This window comes from Micromonospora sp. NPDC049836, from assembly GCF_044465125.1.
GTDB lineage: Bacteria > Actinomycetota > Actinomycetes > Mycobacteriales > Micromonosporaceae > Micromonospora.
The window spans coordinates 275069-293010 of the sequence record NZ_JBITLH010000003.1 but is presented as its reverse complement, the minus strand read 5'-3'; the positions used below and the strand labels follow the sequence as shown (position 1 = coordinate 293010).

General features: G+C 76.1%; 12 protein-coding genes and 2 pseudogenes. 10 read left to right on the top strand and 4 right to left on the bottom strand.

Translation table 11 applies throughout. The annotated features are described in order from the left end of the window. The first annotated feature begins 259 nt into the window (after positions 1–259). From ACIBPB_RS09230 to ACIBPB_RS09210, 5 genes and pseudogenes are all read left to right on the top strand, one after another. Entirely contained in the window at positions 260–757 is a 498-nt protein-coding gene (locus ACIBPB_RS09230) for an SAV_6107 family HEPN domain-containing protein (RefSeq protein WP_396839056.1), read from the top strand. Between the two features lie 133 nt (positions 758–890). Next, on the top strand, positions 891–1664 hold the full coding sequence (locus ACIBPB_RS09225; RefSeq protein WP_396839483.1) for a hypothetical protein: 774 nt from the start codon (positions 891–893) through the stop codon (positions 1662–1664). Continuing rightward, positions 1661–2903 (top strand): annotated as a pseudogene (locus tag ACIBPB_RS09220) (DNA polymerase Y family protein); the annotation flags it as partial. The gene ACIBPB_RS09225 and the pseudogene ACIBPB_RS09220, both read left to right, overlap by 4 nt. A 935-nt stretch (positions 2904–3838) precedes the next feature. Then, positions 3839–4180, top strand: a pseudogene (locus ACIBPB_RS09215) (DNA polymerase Y family protein); the annotation flags it as partial. Between the two features lie 420 nt (positions 4181–4600). Beyond that, the gene (locus ACIBPB_RS09210) at positions 4601–7888 is read left to right on the top strand and encodes an error-prone DNA polymerase (protein WP_396839482.1); all 3288 of its coding nucleotides are present in this window, start codon (positions 4601–4603) and stop codon (positions 7886–7888) included. A gap of 36 nt (positions 7889–7924) precedes the next feature. Here ACIBPB_RS09210 and ACIBPB_RS09205 read toward each other — a convergent pair whose 3' ends face one another. Beyond that, the gene (locus ACIBPB_RS09205) at positions 7925–8644 is read right to left on the bottom strand and encodes a sulfite exporter TauE/SafE family protein (protein ID WP_396839055.1); all 720 of its coding nucleotides are present in this window, start codon (positions 8642–8644) and stop codon (positions 7925–7927) included. 178 nt (positions 8645–8822) lie between these two features. Here ACIBPB_RS09205 and ACIBPB_RS09200 point away from each other — a divergent pair, with 178 nt between their 5' ends. The 5 genes from ACIBPB_RS09200 to ACIBPB_RS09180 all read left to right on the top strand — a co-directional run bounded on the left by ACIBPB_RS09200 (position 8823) and on the right by ACIBPB_RS09180 (position 12729). Beyond that, entirely contained in the window at positions 8823–8999 is a 177-nt protein-coding gene (locus ACIBPB_RS09200) for a hypothetical protein (RefSeq protein ID WP_357316133.1), read from the top strand. Positions 9000–9013: 14 nt separating this feature from the next. After that, positions 9014–9763 (top strand): methyltransferase domain-containing protein, encoded by a 750-nt coding sequence (locus tag ACIBPB_RS09195; RefSeq protein WP_396839054.1) that lies wholly within the window; start codon positions 9014–9016, stop codon positions 9761–9763. After that, positions 9760–10923, top strand: coding sequence for an alkaline phosphatase family protein (locus ACIBPB_RS09190; RefSeq protein ID WP_396839052.1), 1164 nt, complete (start codon positions 9760–9762; stop codon positions 10921–10923). The genes ACIBPB_RS09195 and ACIBPB_RS09190 overlap by 4 nt, the downstream gene beginning before the upstream one ends. A gap of 38 nt (positions 10924–10961) precedes the next feature. Next, positions 10962–12221: a DNA polymerase IV gene (locus ACIBPB_RS09185; RefSeq protein ID WP_396839051.1), complete on the top strand. Its 1260-nt coding sequence runs from the start codon at positions 10962–10964 to the stop codon at positions 12219–12221. Between the two features lie 115 nt (positions 12222–12336). Continuing rightward, on the top strand, positions 12337–12729 hold the full coding sequence (locus ACIBPB_RS09180; RefSeq protein ID WP_357316118.1) for a DUF3040 domain-containing protein: 393 nt from the start codon (positions 12337–12339) through the stop codon (positions 12727–12729). A 204-nt stretch (positions 12730–12933) separates the two neighbouring features. On the opposite strand, the gene ACIBPB_RS09175 is transcribed toward ACIBPB_RS09180, so the two are convergent. The 3 genes from ACIBPB_RS09175 to ACIBPB_RS09165 are packed head-to-tail and all read right to left on the bottom strand — an operon-like array spanning position 12934 to position 17768. After that, positions 12934–15399 carry a DUF3488 and DUF4129 domain-containing transglutaminase family protein gene (locus ACIBPB_RS09175; protein WP_396839050.1) on the bottom strand — a complete coding sequence of 822 codons (2466 nt, stop codon included), beginning with the start codon at positions 15397–15399 and terminating at the stop codon, positions 12934–12936. A gap of 16 nt (positions 15400–15415) precedes the next feature. Then, complete coding sequence (locus ACIBPB_RS09170; protein ID WP_396839049.1) at positions 15416–16714, bottom strand: DUF58 domain-containing protein; 1299 nt, start codon at positions 16712–16714, stop codon at positions 15416–15418. 1 nt (position 16715) lies between these two features. Continuing rightward, complete coding sequence (locus tag ACIBPB_RS09165) at positions 16716–17768, bottom strand: AAA family ATPase (protein WP_396839048.1); 1053 nt, start codon at positions 17766–17768, stop codon at positions 16716–16718. Positions 17769–17942 lie beyond the last annotated feature (174 nt).

Below are 17942 nucleotides of genomic sequence, written 5' to 3'. Positions count from 1 at the left end.
GTTCCGCGGACCGCACCGGGGCACCGGACAGTCGCGAGTCCGGTCCCGTCAAGGCAGGATCGTCGCTCGCCGCCCACGACCCCCGGGCGGCGGGCGACGAACCCGCCGGTACGCCGGCCGGGTGTGGTGTGGGGAAGCTCCACACCCGGCCGGCCACACCCGGTGCGTCTTCCTCCGCACCACCCGCTCCGGGCGTCCCGCCGGTGGATCCGATCCGCCGGGCGGCCCGCCCGCCCCGGTCCACGCGGAGGAGAGACCCATGCCGACCAGTCCGGCCCAGGCCCCGACGGTGCCCGCGCACGTGCTGCCGCACCGCACCCCCGCCCAACTGCTCGTGGTGGCCCGCCAAGGGCTGGCCGAGGCCGCCCGCACCCGGCCCGACGGCCTCCGGTACGCCGCCGCCCACCTCGCGGCGCTGCGCGCCGCCGCCGCCCTGCTCGCCGCCCGCGCCCGCCCCGCGCCCACCCGGCGCAACCGGATCACCAGCGTCTGGATCCTGCTCGCCAGCGTCGCCCCCGAGCTGGACGAGTGGGCCACCTACTTCGCCGCCGGGGCGAGCAAGCGGGCCGCCGCCGAAGCCGGCATCCTCCGGGTGGTCACCGCCCGGGAGGCCGACGACCTGCTCCGCGCCGCCGAACAGTTCGTGACCGTGGTGGAGACCGCGCTCGGCCTGGCACACCAGCCGACGCTCGATGGTCTGCACCGGCCGGCCCGGCTCGGCGGCTCCGACGCCGCGTCCGGAGCGGCCGCGGCCTGAGTCGTGGCGTCCGGCCACCATGGCGGGACCCAGGGTGGCCGGACGTCGCCCGAGCGCGGCGGCTCGCACCAGCACAACCACAGCACCACCCACGGGCCGGTACCCGTGGCGAACACGACAGGGGGTAGGTCCGATGGCGGGCCGGATGGTGGTCGGTTCCGCCGCGCTGGCCGAGCTGGTGCGCCCGGCGAGCGCACCCGACCCGGCCGGCGGCCACCGGGTGCTGCCCGTCCGGCCGGAGCTGACCGGGCTGCTGCCCCACCGCGGGCTGCGGCGCGGCAGCACGATCGCGGTCGGCGTCGGGCAGCCCCGGCGCAGCGGGGGCACGTCGCTGATCCTCGCCCTGCTCGCCGAGGCGTCCCGGGCCGGTTCCTGGTGCGCCGTGGTCGGCGTGCCCACCTTCGGCGCCGGCGCGGCGGCCGAGGCCGGTATCGTCCTGGACCGGCTCGCCCTGGTGCCGAACCCCGGCCCGGAGTGGCCCACCGTCGTCGCCGCGCTCATCGACGGGGTCGACGTGGTGGTCACCGCCGTGCCGACCACGGTCTCCGCCTCCGTCGCCAACCGGCTGGCCGCCCGGGCCCGGCAGCGGGGCAGCGTGCTCGTCCCGTACGGGCGGTGGGACGGCGCGGACGTCACGCTCCAGGTGGTCCGCGGGGTCTGGGAGGGGCTCGGGGCGGGCCGGGGGCGGCTGCGGCGGCGGGAGGTCACCGTCTCCGCGCGCGGGCGGGGCGCCGCGGCCCGCCCCAAGGAGATCAAGGTCTGGCTGCCCGGCGACGAGCTGACCCGGGTCATCCCCCGGACGGCCGGCGGCGTCGCGGGTGCCACCACCACCCCTGCGCCGCCGCGGTTCCGGGTGGTGACGGGCGGCCCGGCCGCCCGGTCCCGCACCATGGTCGGGCCGGCATGACCGGTGCGCCGGTGCGGACCCTGCTGCTCTGGTGCCCGGACTGGCCGGTCCTCGCCGCCGAGATCGTCGACGGGGTGCCGGCCACCGACCCGGTCGTGGTGCTGCACGCCAACCGGGTGGTCGCCTGCTCCGAGCGGGCCCGTGCCGAGGGCGTACGCCGAGGGCTGCGCCGGCGGGAGGCGCAGGGGCGCTGCCCGCAGCTCACCGTCGTCGACCACGACCCCGACCGGGACGCCCGGGCGTTCGAACCGGTGGTGGCGGCCGTCGAGGAGGTGGCCGCCGGGGTCGAGGTGCTCCGCCCCGGCGCCTGTGCGCTGGCCGCCCGGGGGCCGAGCCGGTACCTCGGCGGGGAGGAGGCGGCGGCCGAGCGGATCGTCGAGCACGTCGCCCAGACCTGCGCCGTGGAGAGCCAGGCCGGTGTCGCCGACGGGGTCTTCGCCGCCGGCCTGGCCGCCCGGGAGGGGCGGATCGTGCCGCCCGGCGGGAGCCCGGAGTTCCTGGCCACCCGGCCCGTGGAGGCGCTCGGCCGGCCGGCGCTGGCCGACCTGCTGCGCCGGCTGGGGGTGCGTACCCTCGGCGAGTTCGCCGCGCTGCCCGCCGGCGACGTGCTGGCCCGGTTCGGGTTCGACGGCGCGCTGGCGCACCGGCTCGCCGCCGGCCGGGACCACCGGCCGCTCGCGGTCCGGCAACCGCCGGCCGACCTGACCGTCACCGCCGACTACGACGACCCGGTCGACCGGGTCGACGCCGCGGCGTTCGCCGCCCGCACCCTCGCCGAGCACCTGCACGAGCGGCTCGCCGGGTACGGGCTGGCCTGCACCCGGCTCGGCATCGAGGCGGTCACCGCGCACGGCCAGGAACTGCACCGGGTCTGGCGGCACGACGGTCTGCTCACCGCCGCGGCCATCGCCGACCGGGTGCGCTGGCAACTGGACGGCTGGCTCTCCGGCAGCAACGGTCGGGGCGGCGCCCGCCCGGCCCGGCCCACCGCCGGCATCATCCGGCTGCGGCTGGTGCCGGACGGGGTGCTCGCCCAGGCCGGCCTGCAGTCCGGGTTGTGGGGGGAGACCGGCGAGGAGCGGGAGCGGGCGCACCGCGCGTTGAGCCGGGTGCAGGGCATCCTCGGCCCTGAGGCGGTGGTCACCGCCGTGCTCGGCGGCGGACGCTCCCCGGCCGACCAGGTACGCCTGGTCCCCTGGGGCGACGAACGCCGCCCCGCCCGCCCCGGCCCACCGCCCGTCCCACCCGCCCCGGGTGTCCTCGCCGTCCCGGCCGTTCCATCTGTCCCTGCCGTCTCTGCCGTCCCTACCGTCCCTGTCGTCCCTGTCGTCCCTGTCGTTCTGGCTGTTCCGGAGGTCCTGGCTGTCCCGCCCTCGGCGGCGTCCCCGGCGTCGCTGGCCTCGGCGGCGTCCCCGGTCCCGACGGCCTCCCCGGCCCTGGCGGTGTCCCTATCCTCGGCGGCGTCTCCGGCGTCCCTGCCCTCGGTAGCGTCCCCAGCCTCGACGGCGTCCCCGGCCTCGACGGCGTCCCCGGCCTCGACGGCGTCCCCGGCCTCGACGGCGTCCCCGGCCTCGACGGCGTCCCCGGCCTCGACGGCGTCCCTGGCCTCGGCGGCGTCCGCGGCACCGGTGGCGTCCCCAGCCCTGGTGGTGTCCCTATCCTCGGCGGCGTCTCCGGCGTCCCTGCCCTCGGTGGTGTCCCCATCCTCGGCGGCCTCGACGGCCTCGACGGCCGAGATGGCCCTGCCGGAAGGGTCGGAGCCGACCAGGCCCGGCAGGCAGCCCTTGATCCACACAGGATGGACGCAAACCGTGGCCTTTCCCGCTATGGAAGGCCCGACTTGCCGCATCCCGAGTGCAGCACCGTTGGCGGCGACGGGCGGTGTGGCGGGGGTGGGCCATCCGGCCGGGTCAGGGGTGGCGCGGTCGGGTGGGGCGGCGCGGTCGGGTGGCGTGGCCGGGTCGGGTGGCGTGGCCGGGTCGGATGGCGTGGCCGGGTCGGATGGCGCGCTGCGAGCGGGCGGCGGTGCGTCCGGCGGTGAGCGGATCGGCGGCGGGGAGCAGGTCGGGGGTGGTGGACGGGCCGGCGGCGGCGAGCGGGTCGGGGGTGGTGGACGGGCTGGCCGCGGTGGGCGGGCCGGTGGTGGTGGGCGGGCCGGTGGGGTGCGGTCCACCGGGGTGCCGGTCGACCCGCCGTGGCCGGGGCGGATGCCACCGCCCGCGCCGGCCGTGGTGCTGCCCAACCCGCTCCTCGCCACCGTGCACGACGACGCCGGGGAGCCGGTCGCGGTCAGCGCCCGGCTGGTGCTGAGCGCCGCGCCCGCGCGGCTGACCGTCGGCGCCGGCCGGCCAGCCGAGATCGTCGGCTGGGCCGGCCCGTGGCCGGTGGACGAGCGCTGGTGGGCGCCGGCCGAGGCGCGCCGCCGGGCCCGGTTCCAGGTCTGCCTGGCCGATGGCGCAGCCCTGCTGCTCGCGATCGAGGGCGGCCAGTGGTTGGTGGAGGCGATCTATGACTGAGCGTCGGGAGAGCGCGAAAGATCTTGGAGGATTGAGGCCCTTCTGGGGGCCGAAAGCTTCCAAGATCTCGGCGGGAGCCGGGCGAGGGATGGCCTGGTGAGCTTCCACAATCCGAAGATGCCCTGGTGGGAGCTGGAGCAGGTGCTCTCCGGGCGCCCTGCCAGCCGCACCAGCTCGGGCAGCAACCGCCCCACCAGCCGCGCCAGCTCCAGCGACGCCAGTTCCGGCGGCGCCAGTTCCGGCGGCGCCAGTTCCGGCGGCGCCAGTTCCGGCGGCGCCAGCTCCAGCCGCACCAGCGCCAGTTCTGGTGGCAGCAGCTCCGAAGGATCCGGCGGCGGCACCGGCTCCGGGCGGGCCGGCGCGGAGGATGCCAGCGGCAGGCCGGCTGGCAGTAAGCAGGCCGGTGGCGGGCGGAAGGCCCTGAGCGAGCGGCACCTGCACGTCGTCGACCCGCTCGCGGTCGACGCCGACGGTGGTGACTCCCCGGCGTGGAGCCGCAAGCGGCAGCAGTACGCGCCGCCCGAGCTGCCCCGGCCGGACGGCGCGGTGCCCTACGCGGAGCTGCACGCGCACTCCAACTTCAGCTTCCTCGACGGCGCCAGCCACCCGGAGGAGCTGGCCGAGGAGGCCGCCCGGCTGGGGCTCACCGCGCTCGCCGTCACCGACCACGACGGCTTCTACGGGGTGGTGCGCTTCGCCGAGGCGGCCCGCGCGCTGCACCTGCCGACGGTCTTCGGCGCGGAGCTGTCCCTCGGGCTGCCCGGTCCGCAGAACGGTGAGCCCGACCCGCTCGGCCGGCACCTGCTGGTGCTGGCCCACGGCCACGAGGGGTACGCGCGACTCGCCGCCACCATCTCCCGGGCCCAGCTGCGCGGCGGCGAGAAGGGCCGCCCGGTCTACGGCGAGCTGGAGGAGGTCGCGGAGGAGCTGCGCGACCACGTGCTGGTGCTGACCGGCTGCCGCAAGGGGCACGTGCCGACCGCGCTGCTCACCGAGGGGGTCGACGCGGCAGCCCGGGAACTGGACCGGCTCACCGCGCTGTTCGGCGCCGAGACGGTGGCGGTGGAGCTGACCGACCACGGCCACCCGGTCGACGCCGACCGCAACGACGCCCTGGCCGAGCTGGCCGCCGCGGCGGGACTGCCCACGGTGGCCACCAACAACGTGCACTACGCCACCCCGGCCCGCCGCCGGCTGGCCACCACCGTGGCGGCGGTGCGGGCCCGGCGCAGCCTCGACGAGATCGACGGCTGGCTGCCCGCCGCCGCCACCGCCCACCTGCGCAGCGGCGCGGAGATGGCGGCGCGGTTCGCCGCGTACCCGGGGGCGGTGGCCCGGGCCGCCGAGTTCGGCGCGGAACTCGCCTTCGATCTGCAACTGGTGGCGCCGCAGCTGCCGGCGTACCCGGTGCCGTCGGGGCACACCGAGATGAGCTGGCTGCGCCACCTCACGCTGGCCGGCGCCCGGGAACGCTACGGCCCGCCCGAGGCGCACCCGGAGGCGTACGCGCAGCTGGAGCACGAGCTGCGGATGATCGAGGAGCTGGGCTTCCCCGGCTACTTCCTGGTGGTCTACGACATCGTCGCGTTCTGCCGCGAGCAGGACATCTACTGCCAGGGCCGGGGCTCGGCGGCCAACTCGGCGGTCTGCTACGCGCTGCGGATCACCAACGTGGACGCGGTACGGCACCGGCTGCTCTTCGAGCGGTTCCTCGCCCCGGAGCGGGACGGCCCGCCCGACATCGACGTGGACATCGAGTCCGACCGCCGGGAGGAGGTGATCCAGCACGTCTACGCCCGCTACGGCCGGGAGCACACCGCCCAGGTCGCCAACGTGATCTCGTACCGGCCGCGGTCGGCGGTGCGGGACGTGGCCAAGGCGTTCGGGTTCTCGCCCGGTCAGCAGGACGCCTGGAGCAAGCAGATCGACCGCTGGGGCTCGGTCGCCACGGTCGACGTCGAGGACATCCCCGAGCAGGTGGTGGCGTACGCCAACGAGCTGCAGACGTTCCCCCGGCACCTGGGCATCCACTCCGGCGGCATGGTGATCTGCGACCGGCCGGTGATCGAGGTCTGCCCGGTGGAGTGGGGGCGGATGCCCGGCCGCAGCGTGCTCCAGTGGGACAAGGACGACTGCGCCGCCGTCGGCCTGGTCAAGTTCGACCTGCTCGGTCTGGGCATGCTGTCGGCGCTGCACTACGGCTACGACCTGATCGGGATGAGCCTGGACCTGGGCGACATGACCCTGGACGACCCCGAGGTCTACGCCATGCTCTGCCGGGCCGACTCGGTCGGGGTGTTCCAGGTGGAGAGCCGCGCCCAGATGGCCACCCTGCCCCGGCTCAAGCCCCGCGAGTTCTACGACCTGGTGGTGGAGGTGGCGCTGATCCGTCCCGGCCCGATCCAGGGCGGCTCGGTGCACCCGTACATCCGGCGCAAGAACGGCCAGGAGCCGGTGACCTTCGCGCACCCGCTGATGCGCAACGCGCTGGAGAAGACCCTCGGCGTGCCGCTGTTCCAGGAGCAGCTCATGCAGCTCGCCATCGACCTGGCCGGCTTCGACGCGGCCGGGGCCGACCAGCTGCGCCGGGCCATGGGGGCGAAACGCTCGGTGGAGCGGATGGCGCAGATCGCCGACCGGCTCTACGCCGGGATGGCCGAGCGGGGCATCACCGGCGAGCTGGCCGACGACGTCTACCGCAAGCTCACCGCGTTCGCCAGCTACGGCTTCCCGGAGAGCCACGCGATGAGCTTCGCCTACCTGGTGTACGCCAGTTCCTGGCTCAAGCGCTACCACCCGGGCCCGTTCCTGGCCGCGCTGCTCAACGCCCAGCCGATGGGCTTCTACTCGCCGCAGACCCTGGTCGACGACGCCCGCCGGCACGGCGTCGAGGTCCGCCGGCCGGACATCAACGCCAGCGGCGCGAAGGCGGTGCTGGAGTCCACGGCGGAGACCCGGTGGGGCAGCGTGCCGGGGGAGCCGCCGCACGCCTGGGGGCTGGGCGGCCCGGCGGTCCGGCTCGGCCTGGGCAGCGTGCGTACCCTCGGCGACGAGGTGGCCGAGCGGGTCGAGGCGGAGCGGACCGCCCACGGGCCGTACCGGGACATGCCGGACCTGGCCCGCCGGGTCGGCCTGACGGCCGCGCAGTTGGAGGCGCTGGCCACCGCGGACGCGTTCGCCTGTTTCGGGCTGACCCGGCGGCAGGCGCTCTGGGCCGCCGGCGCGGCGGCACAGGACCGGCCCGGCCGGCTGCCCGGCACGGTGACCGGCACGGCCCCGCCCACGCTGCCCGGGATGGAGGCGGTGGACCGCCTGGTCGCCGACGTCTGGGCCACCGGCCTGTCCCCGGAGAGCCACCCGGCCCGGTTCATCCGGGACCGGCTGGACGCCCTCGGCGCGGTGCCGATCGCCCGGCTCGGGCGGGTGGAGCCCGGCCGGCGGATCCGGGTCGGCGGGATCGTCACCCACCGGCAGCGGCCGGCCACCGCGGGCGGGGTCACCTTCCTCAACCTGGAGGACGAGACCGGGATGCTCAATGTCACTTGCTCCCCGGGGCTCTGGCAGCGCTACCGGCGGGTGGCCCGGACCAGCGCGGCCCTGGTGGTGCGGGGGCGGTTGCAGCGGTACGAGGGGGTCACCACCCTCACCGCGGACCGGCTGGACGCGATCGACCCGCCGGTCACCCCGGCGTCCCGTGACTTCCGCTGACCCGTCGCGGTCACTACGGGGCCCGGCCGGCGGGCGTCACCCGGCCAGGCCGGCCAGCGCCACGCCGGCGCTGCCGAGCAGCCCGACCAGCACGACCCGGCGGAACAGCACCGGGTCGAGCCGGTGGAACAGCCGGTTGCCCAGCCACCAGCCCAGCGGCACCGCAGGCAGCGCGACCAGGGCCGTGCGGATCACCTCGGTGTGCAGTTGGCCGGTGGCGGCGAACCCGGCCAGCCCCATCAGGCCGGTGCCGGCGAAGGTCGCCGCGATGGTCGCCCGGAAGGTGCGCGGGTCGTAGCCGAGCGAGTGGAAGGCGGCGACCAGCGGCGGCCCGTTGGTGCCGGTGGCGGCGGTGAGCGTGCCCACCAGCACGCCGATCACTCCGAGCCCGATCCGGCCGGTACGGATCCGGGCGCCCGACCAGACCAGCGCGACGCAGCCGAGCACCACTGCCGCGATCACCGCGCTGAGCAGCCGCTCCGGGGCGTACGCGAGGACCAGCAGGCCGGCCGGGAGCCCGAGCAGGCCGGCCCCGGTGAGCGCCAGCGCCACCGGCCAGCGGGCGAACCCGCGTTCGCGTACCGCCGTGATCAGGGTCGACCCGATGCCGGTCAGGGCGGACACCACCACGGCGCTGCGCGGGTCCACCGCGGCGGTCAGCAGCGGGACGGTCACCAGCGCGTACCCGAAGCCGGTGACGGCCTGCGCGACGGTGCCGAGCAGCACGATGCCGAAGGCGGCGAACAGGACGACCACGCGGCCAGCCTGATCCGGTCGACGGTGGTCCGGCAACAGGGCCAGCTGGCGGAGATCTTCGCCACAACGGGCCGGTAGCGGGCATGGCGTGGGCCACATCACCGTTTCATCGATCGGCGGCCCGGAGATACGGTCCGGCGGCGTGGGCAGAGCGGCCCACGCGGGAAAGGTGGAAACGATGACGGGGAGCAACACCTACCGGCGCGTCGCGAACGCCCGACGGACCCGACTCGGTGCGGACTGGGTCCCGGCGCACGACACCGAGGTGCACGAATACCCGGTGACGGAGGGGCCGGTCGCCAACCCCCGCCGCTCGCACGCCGAGGAGGACCCCGCCGGAGGCGGCGAGTCCTGACCGCACGGGCGCGGGTGACTAGGCTCGGCGGGGTGGAGCAGACCCGAACCCTGACCCCCCGTACCGCCGTGATCTGGGCGGTGCTCCGGGCCGAGCTGGACCGGCGGGCCGGCGAGCAGCTCACCGTGCTCGACGTCGGCGGCGGGACCGGCGGCTTCGCCGTCCCGCTCGCCGAGGCCGGCCACCGGGTCACCGTGGTCGACGCCAGCCCCGACGCGCTCGCCGCGCTGACCCGCCGGGCCGCCGAGGCCGGCGTCGCCGATCGGGTACGCGCCGTGCAGGGCGACGGCGACGCGCTCGCCGGGCTGGTCGAGCCGGCCAGCGCCGACCTGGTGCTCTGCCACTCGGTGCTGGAGGTCGTCGACGACCCGGCGCCGGTGGTGGCCGCCCTGGCCGCCGCGCTGCGCCCCGGAGGCGCGGCCAGTGTCCTGGTCGCCGGCCGGGCCGCCGCCGTGCTGGCCCGGGCGATGAACGGGCACCTGGACGTGGCGGCCACGCTCGCCGCCGACCCGGCCGGGGCCGCCGGCCCCCGGGACACGCTGCGCCGCCGGTACGACGTCGAGGCCGCCGCCGCGCTGCTCTCCGCCGGCGGGCTCACCGTCGAGGAGATCCACGGGGTACGCGTGCTGGCCGACCTGCTTCCCGCCGCCGTGGCGGACGGCCAACCGGCCGCCCTGGTCGAGCTGGAGCGGGCCCTGGCGGCCCGCTCGCCGTACCGCGACCTCGCCGCCCAGCTGCACCTGTTCGCCCGTCGCCCGGCATGACCGGGCCGGTACCGGGCCCGCTCGAACCGGTCGCCCCCCGCTTCGGCGGCGGCAGCCTGGCCGACGTGCTGCCCAGCGCGTGCGCGCTGCTCGGCGTGCCCGGCGCGGTCGACCTGCTCGGCCTGCACCCGCGGCTGGCCGGGGTGCGCCGGATCGCCGTGCTGCTGGTCGACGGGCTCGGCTGGTACCAGATCCCCACCGCCGCGCCGTACGCCCCGACGCTGGCCGGGCTGGCCGCCACCGCCGGCACCCCGGTCACCTCCGGCTTCCCGTCCACCACCCCGACCAGCCTGGTCAGCCTCGGCACCGGCACCCCGGCGGGCGCGCACGGGGTGCTCGGCTTCACGGTCCGGGTGCCCGGCACCGACCGGGTGCTCAGCCACATCGAGTGGCGCGGCGACCCGGAGCCGCTGCGCTGGCAGCCCGTCGCGACCTGGTACGAGCGGGCCCGCGCGGCCGGGGTGGCGGTGACCGTGGTCAGCCGTCCCGAGTTCGCCGGCAGCGGCCTGACCCTGGCCGCGAACCGGGGCGGCGACTACCGGGGCGCGGCCGACGCGGACGCGCTCGCCGTCCGGATGCTCGCCGCGCTCGCGGCCGGCAGCGGGCCGACCCTGGTCTCCGGCTACCACCCCGACCTGGACCGGCACGGGCACCTCAGCGGCGTCGACTCGGCGCCGTGGCGGCTCGCCGCCGCCACCGTCGACCGGCTGCTCGCCCGGCTGGTCGACGGGCTGCCGCCGGACGCCGGGCTGCTGGTCACCGCCGACCACGGCCAGCTCGACGTGCCCGCCGGGCACCGGTTCGACCTGGACACCGACCCCCGGCTGCGGGCCGGCGTACGGGTGGTCGCCGGCGAGCCCCGGGTCCGCTACCTGCACGTCGAGCCCGGCGCCGAGGCCGACGTGGTGGCCGCCTGGTCGGCGGTGCTCGGCCGGGCGGCCTGGGTGACCACCCGGGAGGAGGCGGTGGCCACCGGCTGGTTCGGCCCGGTGCCCGAGGAGCACCTGGCCCGCATCGGCGACGTGGTGGTGGTCTGCCGGGACACCTACGCGGTCCTGGCCACCCGTTCGGAGCCGCCGATGGCGTCCCGGCTGGTGGCGTACCACGGCTCGGACACCGCGGCCGAGATGACCGTCCCGCTGCTGGTGCTGCGGGGCTGACCGGCCGGGTTGTCGGACCGGCCGGATAGCCTGCCGGAATGGGCCGCAGCCAGTCGTTGCCCCGGGGCGGTGATCCGCGCTTCGGGCCGGACGCCGACGACACCGGCTGCCCGATCCTGCACGTCGACATGGACGCCTTCTTCGCCTCGGTGGAGGTGCGCCGCCGTCCCGAGCTGCGCGGCCGGCCGGTCGTGGTGGGCGGCATCGGTCCGCGCGGGGTGGTCAGCTCGGCCAGCTACGAGGCTCGCCGCTACGGCGTGCGCAGCGCCATGCCCACCGCCCGGGCCCGGGCGCTCTGCCCGGACGCGGTCTACCTGCCGCCGGACTTCACGCAATACTCGGCCGCCTCGCGGGCGGTGATGCGGATCTTCCGGGACGTCACCCCGCTGGTCGAGCCGCTCTCCCTGGACGAGGCGTTCCTCGACGTGACCGGTGCCCGGCGGCTGTTCGGCGCGCCGGCCGAGATCGCCCGGCTGATCCGCCGCCGGGTCGCCGAGGAGCAGAGCCTGACCTGCTCGGTCGGGGTGGCCCCGAGCAAGTTCGTGGCCAAGCTGGGCTCGACCCGGGCCAAGCCGGACGGGCTGCTCGTGGTGCCCGCCGCCCGGGTGCTGGAGTTCCTGCACCCGCTGCCGGTGGGCGCGCTCTGGGGGGTGGGGGAGCGCTCCGCGGAGGCGCTGCGCCGGCTCGGGCTGCGCACCGTCGGCGACCTGGCCGAGGCGCCGCCGGGCCTGTTGCGCCGGGCGGTCGGCGAGGCGTCCGCCACCCACCTGCACGAGCTGGCCTGGGGGCGGGATCCGCGTCCGGTCTCCCCGGAGCACGTGGAGAAGTCGATCGGCGCCGAGGTGACCTTCGACGTCGACGTGACCGACCCGGTGGAGATCCGCCGCGCGCTGCTGGCCCTCGCCGAGAAGGTCGGTGCCCGGTTGCGCGCCGCCGGCCAGGTCGGGCGGACCGTGGCGCTGAAGGTGCGGCTGGCCGACTTCCGCACCGTCAGCCGGTCCCGCACGCTGACCGTGCCCACCGATACCGCCCGGGAGATGTTCGACACGGCCTGGGCGCTCTGGACCGCCCTGGCCCCCGGTGAGCCGGTCCGGCTGGTCGGCGTCCGGATGGAGGGGTTGGCCGGTGTCGAGGAGACGCCCCAGCAGCTCACCCTGGGTGCCCCCGAGCGCGGCTGGCGGGAGGCGGAGGTGGCGGCCGACGCGGCGGCCGCCCGATTCGGGCGGTCCGTCATAGGTCCGGCCAGTCTTCTCGGCCGGGGCGATCCGCGCCGCGTGGAAAAACCGACCCGGCCGTAGGTCGTCCCGCTTTCCGACGCGCGAGCCCCCTCGTAGACTTGCGGGTAAGCAGCCGGTTGGCTGCCACGGTCTGTCGGCCCGCCCGGGTCGACCAACGTGACCGGGGAGGAGTGCCGTGCCGCTCTCGGAGCACGAGCAGCGGCTGTTCGAGCAGATCGAGCGGTCGCTTGCCGAGGACCCCAAATTCGCCTCGGCCGTGCGCGCCAGCGACCCGCGATTCCACGCGCGGCGTCGCGTGCTCGTCGCTGCCGGCGTGGTCATCGCTGGTCTGGCCCTGCTGATCTACGGGGCCGTGATCGCGCTTCCCGCCGTTGCCGTGGCGGGCTTCGTTGTCATGCTGGCCTCGCTGGGCTACGCGGTGCAGTCGCACCGGCGTTCCCAGTCGCCGGACCTGCACGTGGTGGGCGGCACGACCAGCCGCCGCCCCCGCGGCCGGGCCGGCCGGCGGGGCTCGTTCCTCGACCGGATGGAGGACCGTTGGCGGCATCGCCCGGAGGGGCACCGCTGACCAGGTCCCACTGAGGGCCGGGGCCACGACGGGACGCCGGGACGGCCGGCGACCGTGGTGGCTGACACGCGCCCCGAACACCCGCCACCCGACCGCGAGGCGGCGGGCTCACCAGCACGTGCGCAGGCCCGCGTGACCGAGGGCGGCCGGTCCCGACCGAGGGCGGCCGGTCCGCCGGCGGGGGAGCGCCGGCGGACCCAACCGTCAGCGGGCCGCCCGGCCCGCCAGCAGGCGGCGCGGGTTCCAGCGCAACAGCCGGTCGCGCACCTGCCCCGACGTGGCCACCAGCCCCATCGACCGGTCGGTGACCGCGGTGCGCCAGCGCAGCAGCACCGACGGCGGCAGCAGGGCCGCCATGATCCGGGTACGCCGGTCGGCCCGGGCCGCGAGCGCGCCGCGTACCGAACCCAGGGCCGGGTGCAGCGGCTCCCCGGTCAGCGGGTCGCGGGCGTACCGGGCGCGCTCCTCGGCCCGCCCGAGCAGCCGGATCCCGGTGACCGCCCCGGCGTCCTCGACCAGGGCCTCCCGGACCAGCCGCTCGGCCGTGGCCCGCGGGGTCTCCGTCCGGTCCACCCGGACGTGGTAGTCCACCAGCGTGTCCAGCAACTCGTCCCAGGCCGCGTGGGCGTCCGCCCGGGCCCGCTCGGGGTCCACTCCGACGGTGAGGTCCCGGACCGCGCCCCGCGGGCCGGGCACGGTCGCCACCGCGGTGGCCGCCGGCGCGACCGCCCGGACCCGGCGGCGCCGGCGCAACGCGGAGCGCCGCAACGCCGGCAGGGCGAGCAGCACCAGCAGGACCAGCACCCCGGCCAGCCACCACGGCCAGACCGGGTTCTGCTGGGCCGGGCCGCCGCCGCCGACACTCAGACCCTGGTCGGCGTCCTTGTCCAACCGGTCCGGGTCGTTCGCGCCGGCCGACGGGTCGGCCCCGCTCGGCGCGGCGGTGCTGCCCGGCAGCGGGGTGGTCTCCTCGGGGGCGTCGGTGTCGGGGGCCCAGGCGGACCGGACCGATCCCGCGACGCTCGCCGCCGGAGTGGCGTCGAACGGCACCCAGCCGACCCCGGCGAAGTAGACCTCGGTCCAGGCGTGCAGGTTGCGGTTGGTCAGCACGTACGTGCCGCCGTCGGAGTTGTTGCCGTTGGTGAAGCCGAACGCCACCCGGGCCGGGATGCCGGCGGCCCGGACCAGCCAGGCCATCGCGGCGGCGTACTGCTGGCAGAACCCGGCCTTGGTGGCGAGGAAGTCGGTGATGTCGTCCCCGCTGGTGCCGCCCCGGGTGGAGAGCGAGTAGCTGAAGCCGTTCTCCACCGAGAAGTAGTCGTAGATCGCCCGGACCTTGTCGTAGTCGTTCTGCTTGCCCTTGACCAGCCGGTCGACCAGCCGGTCGACGGCCCGGACCGCCGGCGTGACGGTCTGCTGGCGCAGCACCGGGTCGTCGGCCGGCAGCGACGGCGTCCCGCGCAGCAGCGCCGGGCTGTACGTCGAGCGGACGTAGTCGAACGCGTAGCGCTTGCCGCGCGAGTTCTCCCGGTTGGAGAAGAGGATCTGCAGGTTCTGGTCGTAGAGCCAGCTGCTGTTCAGGTCCTCCGTCTTCACCGGCTCGGCGTACACCGGCAGCAGCGGCATGTTGAGGTTCTTCACCTCGACGGTGGCCCGGTAGCGGCGCTGGTCCACGGCCCGGCCGGTGCGTTCGGTCGGGTCGGGCAGGCCACGGTTCACCGACCGGCCGGTCGGCACCCGTACCCGGAAACCGTCCGGGCGCAGCTCGTCGGCCACCCCGAAACGCAGATAGAACGGGGTGGGCTCGTTGGTGGTGACCTTGACCATCTCGGCCACCTCGGACTGGTTGAGCTGGCCGCTGAGCGCGGCGAACAGGTCGATCCGGCCCGGGCTGCCGCCCTGGCCGGGCCGTCCGTTGCCGTCGCCCGTGCCGTTGCCGACGGCCTCCATCAGCCCACCGGTCATCCCGGGCACGGCCAGCGGCAGGGCGACCGCGACGGCCACCCCGACCACGGCCAGCCGGCGGCCCGCCGCGGCCAGCGGCGACGCCTCCCAGACGTCGACGTCGCGGCCCTCGCCGGTGAACCGGCGGCCGAACCGGCGCACCCGGTCGACGTTGTCGGTGACCAGCAGCCACAGGTAGCCGCAGGCGCCCACCACGAACGGGGTGGCCGGGACGCTGTCGACGTAGACCGCCACCGGCACCGAGTAGATGGCCAGCATCGGCAGCCCGGCCAGCGCCGGCCGGCGCAGCCCGACGGCCAGCACGTCCACCACCACCGCGACGGCGCCGATGCCCAGCACGGTGAGGAAGAGCAGCGAGTCGACGTCCGGGACCTTCACCCCGTACGTGCGCATGTCCTGCAACGACGCGCCCGTCAGGTCGCCGAAGTGGCTGAACGTGCCCGGCGTGGGCACGAACGCCAGCAGCTCGGTGCCGCCCGGGAAGATCCAGGTCAGCGCGAGCAGGAGGCCGGTGAGCATGGCGAGGACCTGCCCCCACAGCGGGAAGCGGGCCAGCCGGCTCAGCGCGGCGGCCCCGGCCACCACGACGACCGCGATGGCCGCCTGGATCAGCCAGGTCCAGCGTTCGAAGATGGCCGACAGCGGTGCCGCGGCCAGCAGGGTCGCCGCCGCCGCGACGAAGCCGAGGTTGCGGGTCGCGGTCACGGGACCACCCTTCCGGTCATCGCACGCCTCCGGCCACCGTCTCGGCCAGCGCCGCGCGCAGCGCGAAGCCCTGGGAGCCGCGGGCCGCCTGCGGCCAGAGCACCGGCAGCCGGCCGCCGTGCGACACCCCGATCACCCGCCATCCGCTCTGCAGCAGGGTGAGCGCCGCGGTGCCGTGCGCGTGCGCCGCCTCCGCCCGCGCCTTGTCCGGCAGGTTGAGCCAGGTGGTGCTGTCCAGCAGGAACCCGACGCAGGTGGCGCCGTTGCCGCGCAGCCCGGCCAGCAGCTCCGCCTCGGCGGTGCTCAGCGTGCCGAACAGCGCGATGATCAGGCCGCCGTCGGCCCGCTGCCGGACCTGCTGCACCAGCGAGGTGATCTCGCCGCGCTTGTCCAGCCGCACCTCGGCCAGGTGGTCGAGGAGCAGCCCGTCGCCGCCCGCCTCGGCGGCGTCCACGTCCGCGCCGTCGCCGGTGACCAGGCGCAGCTTGTACCCGGCCTGGCGCAGGTGCACGGCGATGCTGGCGGCGGCGGAGACCGCCCATTCGAAGCTGGCCGTCGGGCCGTCCCCCCGGTGGCCGAAGGCCCGGGTGTCCAGCACCACGGTGGCCCGGCTCTCCCAGGGCTGCTCCTCCCGGCGCACCATCAGCTCGCCGGTGCGCGCCGTCGACTTCCAGTGCACCCGGCGCAGGTCGTCGCCCATCCGATACTCCCGGGTGGCCGCGTCGTCCTCGCCGTGCACCGCCACCGAGCGGGCCCGGCTGTCGCCGCTGCCGGCGTACTCGCCGGGCAGGCGCACCGGGGGCAGCGGGGTGACCTGCGGGATCACCGTCAGGTGGTCGGTGCTGGGGAAGGCCCGGCTGAGCTCGCAGAGCCCGAACGGGTCGGTCAGCCGGATCACCAGCGGCCCCACCTCGTACCGGCCGCGCACGTCGGCGCGGACCGTGTACGCCACCGAGCTGGCCTGGTGCGCGCCGAGCCGCTCCAGCACCACCCGGGGCCGGCTGCCCAGCGCGTAGGGGAGCCGGTCCTCCAGCAGCAGCGTGCCGGTGGGCAGCCGGGACAGGTTCTGCAGCCGCAGCACCACCCGGGAGCTGGCCCCGACCGGCACCCGGTGCGGCTCCAGCGAGCGGCTGCAGGCCAGCTTGTAGCGGCTGCGGCCGACGTAGGCCGCGGCGAGCAGGGGCAGGACGGCGAGCAGGATGGCGACCCGGAGCAGGTCCTTCTCGCCGAGGATGGCGGCGGAGATGGCGGCGGCGACCGCGGCCGCCAGGAAGGAGCGGCCGCGGGTGGTCAGCCCGCGCAGCCCGTCGCGCACGTCACGGCCTCCGCGGCTCGTACGGCCCGCGGCCGTTGTTCGGGGCGGGCCGGGTGTCGTACGGCGAGCGCTTGCGGTCGTGCGGCAGCGGCAGCCGGTGCACCAGCTCGGCGACGATCGCGTCGGTGGTGCGGCGGGCCAGCTGGGCGTCGGCGGTCGGGATGATCCGGTGCGCCAGCACCGGCACCGCGAGGGCCTGCAGGTCGTCCGGGAGGACGTAGTCCCGCCCCTCCAGGGCGGCCACCGCGCGGGCGGTGCGCAGCAGCTGGAGGGTGGCCCGCGGGGACGCGCCGAGCCGCAGGTCGTTGGCCTCGCGGGTGGCGGTGACCAGGTCGATGGCGTACTGCTTGACCGCGTCGGCCACGTGCACCTGCCGGACGTGGCCGATCAGCCGGCGCACGATGGCCGCGTCGGAGACCGGGCGCAACCCGTTCAGCGGGTCGGCGGCGCCGTGCCCGTCCAGCATGGCCAGCTCGGCGCCCGCGTCCGGGTAGCCCATCGCGATCCGGGCGGTGAACCGGTCGCGCTGCGCCTCCGGCAGCGGGTACGTGCCCTCCATCTCGATCGGGTTCTGCGTCGCGATCACCATGAACGGGGTCTGCAGCTGGTAGGTCACCCCGTCGACGGTGACCTGCCGCTCCTCCATGCACTCCAGCAGCGCCGACTGGGTCTTCGGCGAGGCCCGGTTGATCTCGTCGCCGACGACCAGGTTGGCGAAGACGGCGCCCGGCCGGAACTCGAAGTCGTGCGTCTCCTGGTTGTAGACGCTGACCCCGGTGACGTCGCTGGGCAGCAGGTCGGGGGTGAACTGGATGCGGCGCACCGAGCAGTCGATGGAGCGGGCCAGCGCCTTGGCGAGCTTGGTCTTGCCGACGCCCGGCACGTCCTCGATCAGCAGGTGGCCCTCGGCGAGCAGCACCGCCAGGGCGAGCCGGACGGTGGCCGTCTTGCCCTCGATGACCTGCTCGATGTTGGCCACGATGGCCTCGCTGGCGGCGCGGAACTCGTCGTGCGGCAGCAGACCGCCCACCTCGTCCCAGGTCTGTTGTGTCACGGGCCTCCTCCTCGTCGCCTGGACGGCAGCTCTTTATAGAGCACCTGGACCCGCCGTTGGGTTCGCGACGCCGAGCCTCGTCTGCCGCAAAAATCTCACTGGTCTCTCAGGCTAACCATGTTTCTCGTTGTCGCCGACCCCCGCAGGCGGTCGGTCGGTTACGCCCGGAATATT